Origin of the sequence: Bacteroides sp. (assembly GCF_029057325.1) — a bacterium.
Taxonomy (GTDB): Bacteria; Bacteroidota; Bacteroidia; order Bacteroidales; family Bacteroidaceae; genus Bacteroides.
The window spans coordinates 41,633-55,754 of the sequence record NZ_JAICZW010000162.1; the positions used below are offsets into that span (position 1 = coordinate 41,633).

Below are 14,122 nucleotides of genomic sequence, written 5' to 3' on the forward strand. Positions count from 1 at the left end.
GGTATATTTATAATGAAGCAACGAATCGCCGTCAATCCAGCACCTTGCCATGGTTGGCCGCAATCTGAATCATACGGTCGTAATCCTCGGCACTCAAATCCATAAAGTAGTAATTCACAGGATTGACTACCTGCCCTTTCACATGCACTTCGTAGTGCAGGTGCGGGCCGGTGCTTTTACCGGTGCTACCCACGCCGCCGATGACTTCGCCACGCACCACCTTCTTGCCACGCTTCGTGCGGAAATCGCGCAAATGGGCATACCACGTCTGATAACCGTAACCATGGTCGATGACTATCGTATTGCCATAACCGGTCTCCCACCCCATTTTGACAACAACGCCATCGCCCGTGGCATAAACATCCGTACCCGGATTGGCGGAGAAGTCCATGCCGGCATGAAACTTGGTGGTACCATAAATAGGGTCGATGCGTGTGCCGTAGCCGGAAGCAGTCTTCTTGAGGTCTCTGTTCGATATGGGCTGGATAGCAGGAATACAGCGCAGCATTCCATCATGCTTTTTGCACAACTCCACCACATCGTCGAAAGAGGTGGACTGAATATAGAGTCGCTTCGTCAGCAAGTCCAGCTTCTGCGTGGTATTGATGACCAAATCGGCATCCGCCATATCCATCAAGTGCTTGTAACGGTTGACACCGCCATACCCCGCCTGCCGGATAGCGGACGGTATGGGGTCGGCCATGAAAATCACCCGATAGAGGTTATCGTCACGCTGCTGAATGTCTTGCAACACCCCCAGCGCCTCGTCCATACGGTGGGAAAGCACGTTGTACTGAGCCTTCAGCTTGCTGTTTTCTTTCCGCAACTCTTTCTCCGACGGCGAGCCGAAGATAAGTAACAGCACGATGAAACAACCCGCCCCCAGCCCCATGCCGATAAACAGGCGACGAAGAATGCTCAACGCACGCTGCCTCAGGGTGGGATAAATGCGGTCGTATGTCTGCGTCTGTGGATTATAAATGTAGTAAACTTTGCGCATCGGAAGTAAATATTTCATTATCAATGGGGCAAAAATAATAAAAACAAACTATCTTTGCGCGGTTTTTTCAAGAATTATGAAAGATTTATGATTTGTGGTTTATGGTTTATAAAAGTGGTAAATCATGGATGGCGCAAGTCATAAGTCGCAAGCGATTGGTCGGAAACAAGAAATCATAAAATCATAAATAGACGTATGTTGACTGCAAACGAAATCAGAGACTCTTTCAAGAGTTTTTTCGAAAGTAAAGGTCACCAGATAGTGCCTTCGGCTCCGATGGTGATAAAAGATGACCCGACGTTGATGTTTACCAACGCAGGTATGAACCAGTTCAAAGACATTATTTTGGGGAATCACCCGGCAAAATATAAAAGAGTTGCGGACTCGCAGAAATGTCTTCGTGTCAGCGGAAAGCACAACGACCTAGAGGAAGTGGGTCACGACACCTACCACCACACCATGTTTGAGATGCTGGGCAACTGGTCGTTCGGCGATTACTTCAAGAAAGAAGCCATCTCATGGGCATGGGAATACCTGGTGGACGTACTGAAGATAGACCCCAAAGACCTCTATGCCACTGTGTTCGAAGGCAGTCCCGAAGAGGGGCTGGAACGCGACAACGAAGCCGCTTCCTACTGGGAACAATTCCTACCGAAAGACCACATCCTGAACGGCAACAAACACGATAACTTCTGGGAAATGGGCGACACAGGTCCCTGCGGTCCCTGCTCCGAAATACACATCGACTCACGTTCGGAAGAAGAGAAGGCACAGATTCCCGGCAGCCAGCTGGTGAACAAAGACCATCCGCAGGTCATCGAAATCTGGAACCTCGTGTTCATGCAGTTCAACCGCAAGGCAGACGGCTCACTGGAAGGATTGCCCGCCAAGGTAATCGACACCGGTATGGGCTTCGAGCGACTGGTACGTACCCTGCAAGGCAAAACATCCAACTATGACACGGACGTGTTCCAGCCGATATTGAAGGCCATCGGCGACATGGCAGGCAAGAAGTACGGCGAAAACGAACAGACCGACATCGCCATGCGCGTCATTGCCGACCACATCCGCACCATCGCCTTCTCCATCACCGACGGACAGTTGCCCAGCAACGCCAAGGCGGGCTACGTCATCCGCCGCATTCTGCGCCGCGCCGTGCGCTACGGCTACACGTTCCTCGGCCAGAAGCAGGCGTTCATGTACCGCCTGCTCCCCGTGCTCATCGAGAACATGGGCGACGCTTACCCCGAACTGAACGCACAGAAGGAACTGATTGCCAAAGTCATCAAAGAAGAAGAAGACTCCTTCCTCCGCACCTTGGAGACGGGTATCCGCCTGCTGGAGAAGACCATGGCAGATGCCAAAGCCGCCGGAAAGAACGAAATCAGCGGCAAAGATGCCTTTACCTTATACGATACATTCGGCTTCCCGCTCGACCTGACGGAACTGATTCTCCGCGAAAACGGCATGACCGCCGACATCAAGGAGTTCGACGCCGAGATGCAACAGCAGAAACAACGTGCCCGCAACGCCGCCGCCGTAGAGACCGGCGACTGGATTACGTTGCAGGAAGGCACCACCGAGTTTGTGGGCTATGACTATACGGAATACGAGACTTCCGTGTTGCGCTACCGCCAGGTGAAGCAGAAGAACCAGACCTTGTATCAGATTGTGTTGGACAAGACCCCATTCTATGCCGAAAGCGGTGGTCAGGTGGGCGACACGGGCGTGCTGGTGAACGAGTTCGAAACCATCGAAGTCATCGACACCAAGAAGGAGAACAACCTGCCCATCCACATCACCAAGAAGCTGCCCGAACACATTGACGCACCGATGATGGCTTGTGTGGACACAGAAAAGCGCGCCGCCTGCGCCGCCAACCACTCTGCCACCCACCTGCTGGATGCCGCCCTGCGCGAGGTGCTGGGCGACCACGTGGAGCAGAAGGGTTCATTGGTTACGCCTGACTCGCTGCGCTTCGACTTCTCTCACTTCCAGAAGGTGACGGACGAAGAAATCCGCAAGGTGGAACACATAGTCAATGCCAAGATCCGCGCCAACATACCGTTGCAGGAACACCGCAACATCCCCATTGAGAAGGCCAAGGAACTGGGGGCCATCGCCCTCTTCGGCGAGAAGTACGGCGACCACGTACGCGTCATCCAGTTCGGATCTTCCATTGAGTTCTGCGGAGGTACGCACGTTGCCGCAACCGGAAACATCGGCATGGTGAAGATTATCTCCGAAAGCTCCGTGGCTGCCGGCGTACGCCGTATCGAAGCCTACACAGGCGCACGGGTGGAACAGATGCTCGACACCTTCCAAGATACCATGCGCGACCTGAAGGCACTCTTCAACAACGCTCCCGACCTCTCCGCAGCCATCCGCAAATATATTGAGGAGAACGCCGGACTGAAGAAGCAGGTAGAGGACTTCATGAAGGAAAAAGAAGCCCGGTTGAAGGAACGCCTGTTGGGTGAGATGAAAGAGGTGAACGGCGTGCAGGTCATCAAGTTCTGCGCCCCCGGCATCCCCGCCGACATGGTGAAGAACATCGCCTTCCAACTGCGCGGACAAATCACCGAGAACCTCTTCTTCGTTGCCGGAACCGCCTTCGAAGGCAAGCCAATGCTGACTGTCATGCTGAGCGACAACCTCGTTGCTGGCGGACTGAAAGCCGGTGCGCTGGTGAAAGAAGCCGCCAAACTGATACAAGGTGGTGGCGGCGGACAGCCCCACTTCGCCACTGCCGGCGGCAAGAACCCCGAAGGACTGACGGCTGCAGTAGATAAGGTGCTGGAGCTGGCAGGAATCTAAAAGCAGCAAAACAGAACAAACCGAACCTATAAAGCACAAAAGGGCATGCCGAAATTCAAAAATCGGCGGCCCTTTTGTTGTTTTTATCCTTAATTATCACGGCCTTCTTCGCTATCGCAACCACGGTTACAGTAACGGCGGTTGCATTAACCGGACCCAAAAGAGTCTGTGCTTATCTGTTTAATCGGTGCTATGTGAGCCATGACGAGTTCCGGCCTCTTCTGTTTTTTCCATGCTGCGGCAAGCCGCCCGGGAATGGGAAAATATCGTGACAAAAAAGCCCCTTCCAAACACGATGTTCGACGGTGATACCCTCAGTCGTTATCCGAGGCAGCCTCGGTCGTTATCTGAGGCACCCTCAGTCGTTACTTGAGGCTACCTCAGATAACGACTGTCCCTACCCCCTCCAGAAGTACTTCCAGAGGGGATTTTTTGTTGATATTTCTAAATTTCAGATTTTGGAGCATTTTGAGAAGAAATTCATGTTTCTTTACAAAACAAAGTAGTTAACAGGTCAACAGATGCCCAATGCGAACAAGAGCGTCACCGGCAAATAATCTTTCAACTCTTCCCGCAGCAACTTCAACGACTGCTGGATACGATAGTCGATGGTCTTCGGGGAGACATCATACACGGCGGCAATTTCCTTATAACTCATATTCTTGAAACGGTGCATGATAAATGCACTTCGGTAGGATTCGGGCAACGCGTCTATCGCCTCTTCGATTTTTCGGCTCAGTTCCTCTATCTGATAATAGTCCACCTCTTCCGGCATCTCCTGATGCTTGGTGTAGAAGAAGGTCTCCGCGCGGCTTATCACTTCCTTTCGGGTTATCAGGTTCAACGCCCGATGGTAGGTCGTTTTGAAAAGATACTGGCTGAGGGATGATTCAATCGGCAGTTCCAAACGTTTTTCCCACATCCAAAGCATGACATCCTGCACAATCTCTTCCGCGTCCGCCTGCTCCACAAACCGATGGGCGTATGCGCATAACATCGGATAATACATCCTGAACAGACCGTCGAACGCTTCTTGATTTCCTCTCTGAAGGGAATGCAATAAAGCCATATCTTCCATATTCCTGTCTGTTTTCATTTTATCATCCCATAGTTAACTTGCGTGCAAAGATAAGTTTTTACCTTCTATTTTACAATAAAAGCATCTTTTTTTAAAAAAACATCATTTTTCGTTTAGGAATCTTTCAACGGGTCTTGTCTTAATAATAAACGTGCTCAGAAAAATGACAGATACACATCATACATATAATATAGAAGAGCTGCTGCCCCGCTTCTGCGAAGGAACGACCACCGAAGCAGAAAGCAGGCTGGTAGAAGAATGGATAGCGGAAGACGAAGCCCACCTGAAGATGGTGAACCAGCTGCATGCGCTCTATCTGGCGACGGACACGCTGCATATAGCGAAACGCGTGAATACGGAAAAGGCTTTGAAGAAGGTAAAGAAAAGAATGAAGTCCCGCACAATCGCCTGGTGGGTATGGCCACAACGGATAGCGGCCATGCTCTCCATCCCGTTGCTGATGGCCGTCTTGTGGATGTACCAGACCACCAACAAGCAGATGGAACCGGCGCAAATGATGGAGATAAAGACCAACCCGGGAATGACCACCTCGGTGGTATTGCCCGACAGCACGGTGGTCTATTTGAATTCGGAATCGACCCTGCGCTACCCTTCCCGCTTCACAGGAAAGAGCCGTGAAGTGGAACTGATAGGCGAAGGCTATTTTGAAGTGGCCAAGGACAAAAAGAGACGTTTTGTGGTTTCCTCCGTCCACCAATCGCAGATAGAGGTGTACGGAACCAGCTTCAACATAGAGGCTTACGCCCACGACAGTTGGATATCGACCACCCTGGTAGAGGGAAGCATAGCTTTCCACCTGAAAGACAAGGCAGGAGAAGACAGGGTGATAACCTTAAAGCCTAACCAGAAGTTGGTGTACACCCCCGAATCGGGTGAGACGAAAATGTATGCCACCACCTGCCAATCGGAAACTGCCTGGAAAGATGGCAATATCATCTTCCACAACACCTCCATGGAAGATGTCCTCCGGATGCTGGGCAAACACTACAACGTGGACTTTGTGGTGAAAAACAAGCACCTCAAAGAATACTCGTTTACCGGAACGTTCTCCACCCAGCGGCTGGAACGCATCCTAGAGTACTTCAAAATCTCATCCAAAATACATTGGCGCTACCTGGATAGTGACGACATCACCGATAAGAAGCAGCAAATCGAAATATATTAAATATCAAGAACAACATCTTATTAACCTTTTAAAAAAGAATTATGAAACGAAGAGCGCCTTGAAACAAAAAAAACATGCGGAAGATATTGGCGTACCTACCGCATGCAAAAACGAGAAACTTTTAAAGCTTGTTTGGCGACAAGCCTCAAAAACAACATTTTTATTAACCTCAGTCTTTACAAAATTATGCAAAATTCATTTAGCATCCAAACTTTCTGGATGATAAAGTCATTATGGCTATCATTTAACAAAATCCCCTTGTTTATGAGACTATGTGTTCTATTTCTCGCCTGCGCATTGAGCCTGACTCATGCAGCAGAAACGTATGCACAGAAAACCACTATCAGCATTGAAGCAAACAATCAGACAGTGGAATCTGTATTGGACCAAATCAAGACAAAAACAGGTTTTGATTTCTTCTTCAACAACAAACATGTTGACCTGAAACGCCGCGTGTCCGTTTCTGCCAACCAAGGAAATGTATTTGAAGTGCTGGAAAAGGTATTTGCCGGTACCAATGTGACCTACACCGTATTGGACAAGAAAATCATCCTCTCTACGGAAGCCGTGAAAGCCGTTCAGCAGACATCCGGCATACAAATAAGAGGTAAGGTGGTCGATGCTGCCGGCGAAGCCGTCATCGGTGCCAGCGTAGTGGAAAAAGGAACGACCAATGGAACCGTGACCGACATCGACGGTCTGTTCTACCTGACCGTAAGCTCTGCCAAGGCCGAGCTGGAAATTTCCTACATCGGCTACAAGACACAGGTTCTCAAGCCGCAAGCCGGCAAGCAGATGGCTATCGTCATGGACGAAGACACGGAGTTGCTGGAAGAAGTGGTAGTCGTAGGTTACGGTACAATGAAGAAGAAAGACCTGACCGGTGCCGTCGCTTCCGTGAAGATGGACGACGCTCCCGTAGGTACTGTGTCCACCATCAGCCATGCCTTGGCAGGTAAAGCGGCAGGTTTGCAGGTGAACACGATAAGCGCACAGCCGGGTAGCGGTTCCAGCTTCCGCATCCGTGGCGCCGCTTCTGTCAATGCAGGCAACGATCCGTTGGTGATTATCGACGGATTCCCCGTAAGTCCGGCTTCTGATGATGCCGTCAGCACCGGTAGATACGATGCCGGTAGCTCAGACAACATTCTGGCTTCCATCAACCCGAACGACATCGAATCCATCGAAGTGCTGAAGGACGCCAGCTCCACCGCCATCTATGGTGCACGTGCCGGCAACGGTGTCATCATCATCACCACCAAGAAGGGAAAGACCGGTACGCCGAAGGTGACCTATTCGGGTACGGCAACCGTCCAGACCTTGGCAAGCAACTATGAGATGCTCGACGCACACGACTTCATGATTCAATCCAACCGCTACGCCAAAGAAGAGTGGATGAGAGCCAACGGAATCGGAATCTATGGAGGCAAGAGCGAAAGTGAAGCCGCTTCACCTTACCAACCTTATTATACGGACAGCCAAATCAACGCTCCTGCCAACAATACCGACTGGTTCGACCAGATTTCACGCACAGGCTTCCAAACCCAGCACAACATCTCCGTAACGGGTGGTACCGAGGCTACCAAATACCTGATTTCCGGAAACTTCTTCAAGCAGAACGGTGTAGTGAAGAACAACGACATGGAACGCTACACGGGCCGCATCAACCTGGAACAAAAGGTGAGCAAGTATGTCAACATGGGTGTCAACCTGACTCTCTCCAGAAACCAGACGGACAACGTTCCTTTGGGTGCAGGACAGAACGAGTACGCCAGTATCATGGTGGCCGCCGCGCAGTTCAACCCGCTGCTGCCTATCAAGGACGAGAACGGCAATTATACCCTGAATTCACAGGCCGCCTTCTTGCCCAACCCGGTATCGTTGCTGGAAATCACCGATAAAACCAAGAAGGAGAGACTGCTCGCCACCGCTTTCGTTGAGGTGAAACCCATCCAAGACCTGACCTTGAAAGTAAACGCAGGTATCGACCGCAACTACCAGAAGCGCAGCGTCTATATGCCGAAGACCACACTGTACGGACAAAAGAAAGACGGACAGGCAGACATCGCACAATATGACAAATCCGACTACCTTCTTGAACTGACCGCCAACTATACGAAGCGGGTCAACGACCACAACTTCAACGCATTGGTGGGTTACTCTTTCCAACGCTTCACAGACGAGTCCTTGTCGGGAGGCAACAGCCAGTTCCTGATTGACGGCTTCTTGTACAACAATCTGGGTGCCGGCGCTTACCCCAAACCGTCCGTAGGCTCTTCCGCATCCAAAGATGAAATGGCCTCCTTCTTCGGCCGTTTGAACTACTCTTACAAAGACCGCTACCTGTTGACCGCCACGTTGCGTGCCGACGGTGCCTCCAACTTCGCCAAGAACAACCGCTGGGGTTACTTCCCCTCTGTAGCTTTGGGATGGAGATTCACCGAAGAGGAGTTCATGAAGCCCTTGGCATCCGTGCTCTCCAACGGTAAGCTGCGTGCCAGCTACGGTCAGACAGGTAACTCCAACATCGGCAACCGCGCCATCAGCTACTACCGCACCGGCAACAACAACGAGTTCGGTGGAACCGAAGAGGTGGGCGTTTACCTGAGCCAAATGGGCAATCCCGATTTGAAATGGGAAACGACTACCGAATGGAACTTCGGTCTTGATCTAGGCTTCTTCAACAATCGTCTCAATGTGACCGCGGAATACTTCAACAAGATTGTTTCCGACCTGTTGAGCAGCCGCAGCCTGCTGTCCTTCCAGGAAGTATCTTCCATTGCCGCCAACATCGGCAAGACGCAAAGCCAAGGTTTTGAATTGACCATCAACACCACCAACTTCAACACGAAGGACTTCAGTTGGAATACCGACTTCACCTTCTCCTTCTATCGCGACAAGTGGCACACACGCGACGACAGCTGGAAGCCTGCCGCTTACTCGCAATACAACGCGCCCATCCGCTATATGTACGGTTATCTGTCTGATGGCCTGATTCAGGCAGGCGAAACCGTGAACTGGATGCCGGGAGCACTGCCGGGACAAGTCAAGATAAAGGATATCGACGGCTATGTATATAACGAAGACGGTTCCATCAAAGTAGATAAGTATGGCATTCCCTTGAAGACCGGTAAGCCTGACGGCAAACTGAATGATGCCGACAAGGTAATCTACGGCACTTCAGACCCGGGTTATTTGGTGGGATTGAACAATACGCTCCGCTACAAGAATTTCGATTTCAACATCTACTTCTACGGACAGTTCAATGTGTTGAACTCCGGTTCTTACAAGGACCTTTGGCTGACCGGTGCTTCCGGTATGACCGGTATCATAAATATGTATCGCGGTTACAACATGCCTACCAGCGCGGCAGACGTATGGACACACGACAACCAGTCGGCTTCACGTCCGGGCTATTTCCAGAACAGAAGCACTTGGGGTATCGGTGATTACTATTTGCAGAAGAGCTGGTTTGTCCGTTGCCGCAACATCACCGTGGGCTACACCATTCCTGTGAAGAAAGCATTGTCGAACATCCGTGTCTATGCGGACATCAACAATCCGTTCACCATTACTCCGTATGACGGACTCGACCTGGAAACGGACAACTCCGTCTGGGCATACCCCAACGTAAGAAGCTTTAGCCTTGGAATCGACATCACATTCTAATAACCTTAAAAAGACAAGATTGAAATGAAAAAGATATTATCCAAAATTTCGTTAGCGTTCGTCGCAACAGCATTCTGCGCTTCTTGTACCAATCTGGAGTCAGAGATGTATGACGTGATTAATCCGGGAATCTTCCCCAACAACGAAGCCGATGCAAGCTCATTGGTAACCTCTGCCGCATACGCTCCTTTCCGCTCCAATTGGTATAGCGGATTATACACTTCCGCACAAGGCGGCATCCATGTAATCGGCGACATGACCACCGATATCGGCGATTGCCAATGGGACGATGCCGTCTGGCCGGACGTCATCAACGTGAACTTTACCCCCAATTCAGGCGGAGTAACCTCTTTCTATAGCAACTACATCCGCGACATCAGCAAGATGACTCTGACCATGAAACGCATCGCCAACGTCCCCATGAATGACAACGTGAAAGCACGCCTCGATGCGGAGTTGCACTGCGGACGCGGTTGGCTGGCCTATACACTGTATGACTTGTACGGCCCTATCCAGGTAGCCTCTTTGGAATTGTTGAATAGCCCGTTGTCCGATGAAGTGGCTCCCCGTCTTTCACAAGAGGAGATGGTGAAATTCATCGAAGACGATTTGAAAGCTGCCATCGCCGTTCTTCCGGCTTCTTACAAGATATCGGACAGCAACTATGGTCGTTTCACCAAAGGATTGGCCTACACCGTATTGATGAAACTCTACATGCACGAAAAGGATTGGGCAAAAGCCATCGAATGCGGCCGCGAACTGATGAAGCCGGAATATGGCTATGACCTGATGGAGAACTACGAGGACATCTTCACCCTGGAGAACGAAGGAAACGTCGAGACCATCTGGGCATGCGTTTGCAGCAGCAGCGTAAACCAACAGTTGTGGCAGGCGCACGTACTTTCCAGCGAATATCCGACAAAGAACGGAAGCATCCAGAAATGGGGTGGCTACCGCGTGCTTTGGGATTTCTATCATACGTTCGACCCGGCCGACAAACGTCTGAAAGTGTTGGTCGGTGATTTCATCGGCGAAGATGGCGTACACTATAACGAACAGAACCCCGGTTCTGTACTGATAAAAGGTGCCATGCCTATCAAGTATGGAGAAGATCCTGCCGCCACCGGCGAGGAAAGCCAGATTGACTGGATTGTATATCGCTACGCCGATGTGTTGACCCTGCTTGCCGAAGCAATCGTCCGTCAAGGCAACGCCGTGACATCGGAAGCCATCGACCTGCTGAACCGTGTACACACCCGTGCCGGACTTACCGCTTATACCGCAGCCGACTTTGCCGGTGCCGATGCCTTCCTTGAAGCCGTATTGACAGAGCGCGGACACGAGTTGTGGTTCGAGGGTGTGCGCCGTTCCGACCTGATTCGTTACGGACGCTACATCGAGTATGCCCGCAGATACAAGAAATCACCTACTGCACAGGATTACATGAACCTGATGCCGTTGCCGCAGAGCATCATCGATGAAAGCAAAGGTAAGATTATTCAGAATCCCAACTACTAATAAATAAAGGCAAAAGGCTGCCGGATTCATTGCTCCGGCAGCCTTTTTTAATTATCTCTACCCTCTTGATATCATTATGAAACAACGTTTGTTAGCTTTGGACGTACTACGCGGACTGACTATCGGCTGCATGATACTGGTGAACAGTCCCGGAACGTGGGCGCATATCTATCCGCCCTTGTCACATTCTCCTTGGAACGGATTGACAATGGCAGATGTCATCTATCCCTTATTCATGTTTATGATGGGAATGTCCATGTACATCTCTCTGAAGAAATTCTCTTTCGCGCTGCATAAAGCGTTATTCCTGAAAATCATTCGTCGGACGCTTCTCATTTTCTGCATCGGAACGTTTATTTACGCCACCGCCACTTTCTTAGAGACATTGCGTACCGCGTCTTTGCAACCCGATTTTGCAGGCAATCCGTGGAAGGCGGCATTCGCGTCATTGGCACACGTGCGCATATTGGGCGTGTTGCAACGCCTTGCCATCTGCTACGGAATAGGTTCCCTATTGGTGACAACCATCCGCCACCGCTATATACCTTATATAATAGCATTCCTATTGGTGGCCTATTATGGAGTCTTATTAGTAGGAAACGGATTCGAGTACGGGCCGGGAAATATCCTCTCGCGAGCCGACCTGTCCATCTTGGGCATATCGCATATCTGCAACGACCGTGGGATAGACCCGGAGGGAGTGCTGAGCACGATTCCCTCCATCGCGCACGTATTAATAGGTTTCCGCTTCGGAAAGATTTGCCTGGAAACAAGTGACATGAAGGATAAATTGAACCGTCTGTTCCTCTATGGCTCCATCGGATTGATAGCAGGGTTTCTGTTGCAGGACCTCTGTCCGTTGAACAAGAAAGTGTGGTCGCCTACCTTTGTGTTGGTCACTTGCGGCCTGTCCGCCCTCCTGCTGTCCATCCTATTATGGTATATCGATGTGACCAAAACCTATCGGAAAACATCTCTTTTTACTATATTCGGCGCAAATCCGCTGTTTTGCTATGTACTTAGTGAGATATTGTATATATTAGCTGACTATTTACCATTACAGGAACAGAGCCTGCACGAAATCTTATACGCCGGTTTGTCCGGTTGGCTGGGCGACAACGCCTTCGCCTCTTTCGCATACGCCTTCCTTCTAGTGGTGGTCGTATGGCTATTCGGAGCGTATCTGTATAGAAAGAAGATTTATATAAAGATTTGACAGGAAGAGTTCCTATCTCTTTAATTACTGACTATTATGAACAAGTTACTATTGTGCGCCTTTGCCTTAGGCCTCGCGTCCACCACACAGGCCGACAACGGCAATGCCTTCGACCCTCCCGTCATGGGCTGGAGTTCTTGGAATACCTACCGGGTAAACATCAACGACGCATTGATAAAGAAACAAGCCGATGCCATGGTGCAGAAAGGCTTGAAAGAGGCCGGCTACAAATACGTAAATATAGATGACGGCTTCTTCGGCTACAGAGACGAGCACGGTGTCATGCAAACCCATCCCGAACGTTTTCCGAACGGGCTGAAAGGAGTTGCCGACCACATCCACTCCTTGGGGCTGAAAGCCGGTATCTATTCAGACGGAGGAAGCAACACGTGCGGTTCCATCTGGGACAACGATGCCAATGGGGTAGGCTCCGGCCTATACGGACACGAGCACCAGGATGCCGATTTATACTTCAACAAATGGGGGTTCGACTTCATCAAGATAGACTATTGCGGCGCTTCGCAAGAGCTGAGTCTGGACGAAGAGAAGCGATACACGGAAATCCGCCGCGCCATCGACAAGGTGGCGGGCAACCATGTCTCCATCAACGTATGCCGATGGGCATTCCCGGGCACTTGGGCAAAGAACATCGGTTGTTCCTGGCGCATCAGCAGCGACATCCGTCCGGAATGGAAATCGGTGAAGTACATCATCGGCAAGAACCTCTACCTTTCAGCATACGCCGAAGGCGGCCATTACAACGACATGGATATGCTGGAAATAGGCCGTGGGCTAAAACCGGAAGAGGAAGAGGTGCATTTCGGAATGTGGTGCATCATGAGTTCTCCCCTGTTGATAGGCTGTGACCTGACAAGCATCCCCGAAGCCTCGCTAAAACTCCTGAAGAACAAGGAACTGATAGCCCTGAATCAAGACCCGTTGGGACTGCAAGCCTACGTAGTGCAGCACGCAAACGAGGGCTACGTATTGGTGAAGGACATTGAACAGGCACGCGGCACGACACGTGCGGTGGCCCTGTACAATCCGTCGGACAGCGTGTGTGGCTTTTCCGTCCCGCTGGAGATACTGGAAATGGGAGGCAAGGTAAAGATGCGCGACTTGGTGAAACAGAAAGACCTTCCGACCGTGCGGGGAACCCTGAAGCGGAAACTGCCCCCGCATAGTGTACTGATTCTGCGGATGACAGCGGAACAACGCCTTGAACCCACACGCTACGAAGCGGAATGGGCCTACCTGCCTTGCTTCAACGACTTGGGCCTCCGTCCGAAAACCATCCTTTATGCCCCGATGAAGGAAGCGTCCGGCGGTATGAAAATCAGCTATTTGGGAGGAAGCACCGAGAACCATGCCGAATGGAGCAACGTATATAGCGAGAAAGGCGGAATGTATGACATGACCATCCGGTACGTGCCGCATGCCGACCGCAAACTGGAAATCAAAGTGAACAACGAGAAAAGCATCTTGCTGAAAGACCTTACCGGCACAAACAACGAGCCACTCGCATCCGTCACGGTGCGTGTGTGCCTGAAGCCGGGCAACAACATAGTCCGCATGGGAAGCCCCTATTGCTGGGCACCGGACATTGATTGCTTTACTTTACAAAAAACAGATTGATTA

8 protein-coding genes are annotated in these 14,122 nt (G+C 50.8%); 6 read left to right on the plus strand and 2 right to left on the minus strand.

Annotation, left to right across the window (positions count from 1 at the left end; genetic code table 11):
• Window positions 1–31: 31 nt before the first annotated feature.
• The gene (locus K2G43_RS10815) at window positions 32–1,000 is read right to left on the minus strand and encodes a M23 family metallopeptidase (protein WP_297641631.1); all 969 of its coding nucleotides are present in this window, start codon (window positions 998–1,000) and stop codon (window positions 32–34) included.
• A 195-nt stretch (window positions 1,001–1,195) separates the two neighbouring features.
• On the opposite strand from K2G43_RS10815, the gene alaS reads away from it, so the two are divergent.
• Window positions 1,196–3,817: an alanine--tRNA ligase gene (alaS, locus tag K2G43_RS10820; RefSeq protein WP_300155026.1), complete on the plus strand. Its 2,622-nt coding sequence runs from the start codon at window positions 1,196–1,198 to the stop codon at window positions 3,815–3,817.
• A gap of 514 nt (window positions 3,818–4,331) precedes the next feature.
• Here alaS and K2G43_RS10825 read toward each other — a convergent pair.
• Complete coding sequence (locus K2G43_RS10825; protein WP_300155029.1) at window positions 4,332–4,913, minus strand: RNA polymerase sigma-70 factor; 582 nt, start codon at window positions 4,911–4,913, stop codon at window positions 4,332–4,334.
• Between the two features lie 145 nt (window positions 4,914–5,058).
• Here K2G43_RS10825 and K2G43_RS10830 point away from each other — a divergent pair, with 145 nt between their 5' ends.
• The 5 genes from K2G43_RS10830 to K2G43_RS10850 all read left to right on the plus strand — a co-directional run bounded on the left by K2G43_RS10830 (window position 5,059) and on the right by K2G43_RS10850 (window position 14,119).
• A complete protein-coding gene (locus K2G43_RS10830) occupies window positions 5,059–6,081 on the plus strand; it encodes a FecR domain-containing protein (RefSeq protein WP_297641597.1) in 1,023 nt (340 codons plus the stop codon).
• 264 nt (window positions 6,082–6,345) lie between these two features.
• Window positions 6,346–9,750, plus strand: a complete 3,405-nt coding sequence (locus K2G43_RS10835) for a TonB-dependent receptor (protein WP_300155032.1) — start codon at window positions 6,346–6,348, stop codon at window positions 9,748–9,750.
• 24 nt (window positions 9,751–9,774) lie between these two features.
• The gene (locus tag K2G43_RS10840) at window positions 9,775–11,268 is read left to right on the plus strand and encodes a RagB/SusD family nutrient uptake outer membrane protein (protein WP_297641595.1); all 1,494 of its coding nucleotides are present in this window, start codon (window positions 9,775–9,777) and stop codon (window positions 11,266–11,268) included.
• 76 nt (window positions 11,269–11,344) lie between these two features.
• Entirely contained in the window at window positions 11,345–12,484 is a 1,140-nt protein-coding gene (locus K2G43_RS10845) for a heparan-alpha-glucosaminide N-acetyltransferase domain-containing protein (protein WP_300155036.1), read from the plus strand.
• A 36-nt stretch (window positions 12,485–12,520) separates the two neighbouring features.
• Complete coding sequence (locus tag K2G43_RS10850; RefSeq protein WP_300155039.1) at window positions 12,521–14,119, plus strand: alpha-galactosidase; 1,599 nt, start codon at window positions 12,521–12,523, stop codon at window positions 14,117–14,119.
• Window positions 14,120–14,122: the final 3 nt, after the last annotated feature.

Bases quoted from the DNA above. Each gene is read 5' to 3' on its own strand.
- K2G43_RS10835 (WP_300155032.1), top strand. From the start codon at position 6,346: ATGAGACTATGTGTTCTATTTCTCGCCTGCGCATTGAGCCTGACTCAT.
- K2G43_RS10815 (WP_297641631.1), bottom strand. From the start codon at position 1,000: ATGCGCAAAGTTTACTACATTTATAATCCACAGACGCAGACATACGAC.
- K2G43_RS10825 (WP_300155029.1), bottom strand. From the start codon at position 4,913: ATGAAAACAGACAGGAATATGGAAGATATGGCTTTATTGCATTCCCTT.
- K2G43_RS10840 (WP_297641595.1), top strand. From the start codon at position 9,775: ATGAAAAAGATATTATCCAAAATTTCGTTAGCGTTCGTCGCAACAGCA.
- alaS (WP_300155026.1), top strand. From the start codon at position 1,196: ATGTTGACTGCAAACGAAATCAGAGACTCTTTCAAGAGTTTTTTCGAA.
- K2G43_RS10850 (WP_300155039.1), top strand. From the start codon at position 12,521: ATGAACAAGTTACTATTGTGCGCCTTTGCCTTAGGCCTCGCGTCCACC.
- K2G43_RS10845 (WP_300155036.1), top strand. From the start codon at position 11,345: ATGAAACAACGTTTGTTAGCTTTGGACGTACTACGCGGACTGACTATC.
- K2G43_RS10830 (WP_297641597.1), top strand. From the start codon at position 5,059: ATGACAGATACACATCATACATATAATATAGAAGAGCTGCTGCCCCGC.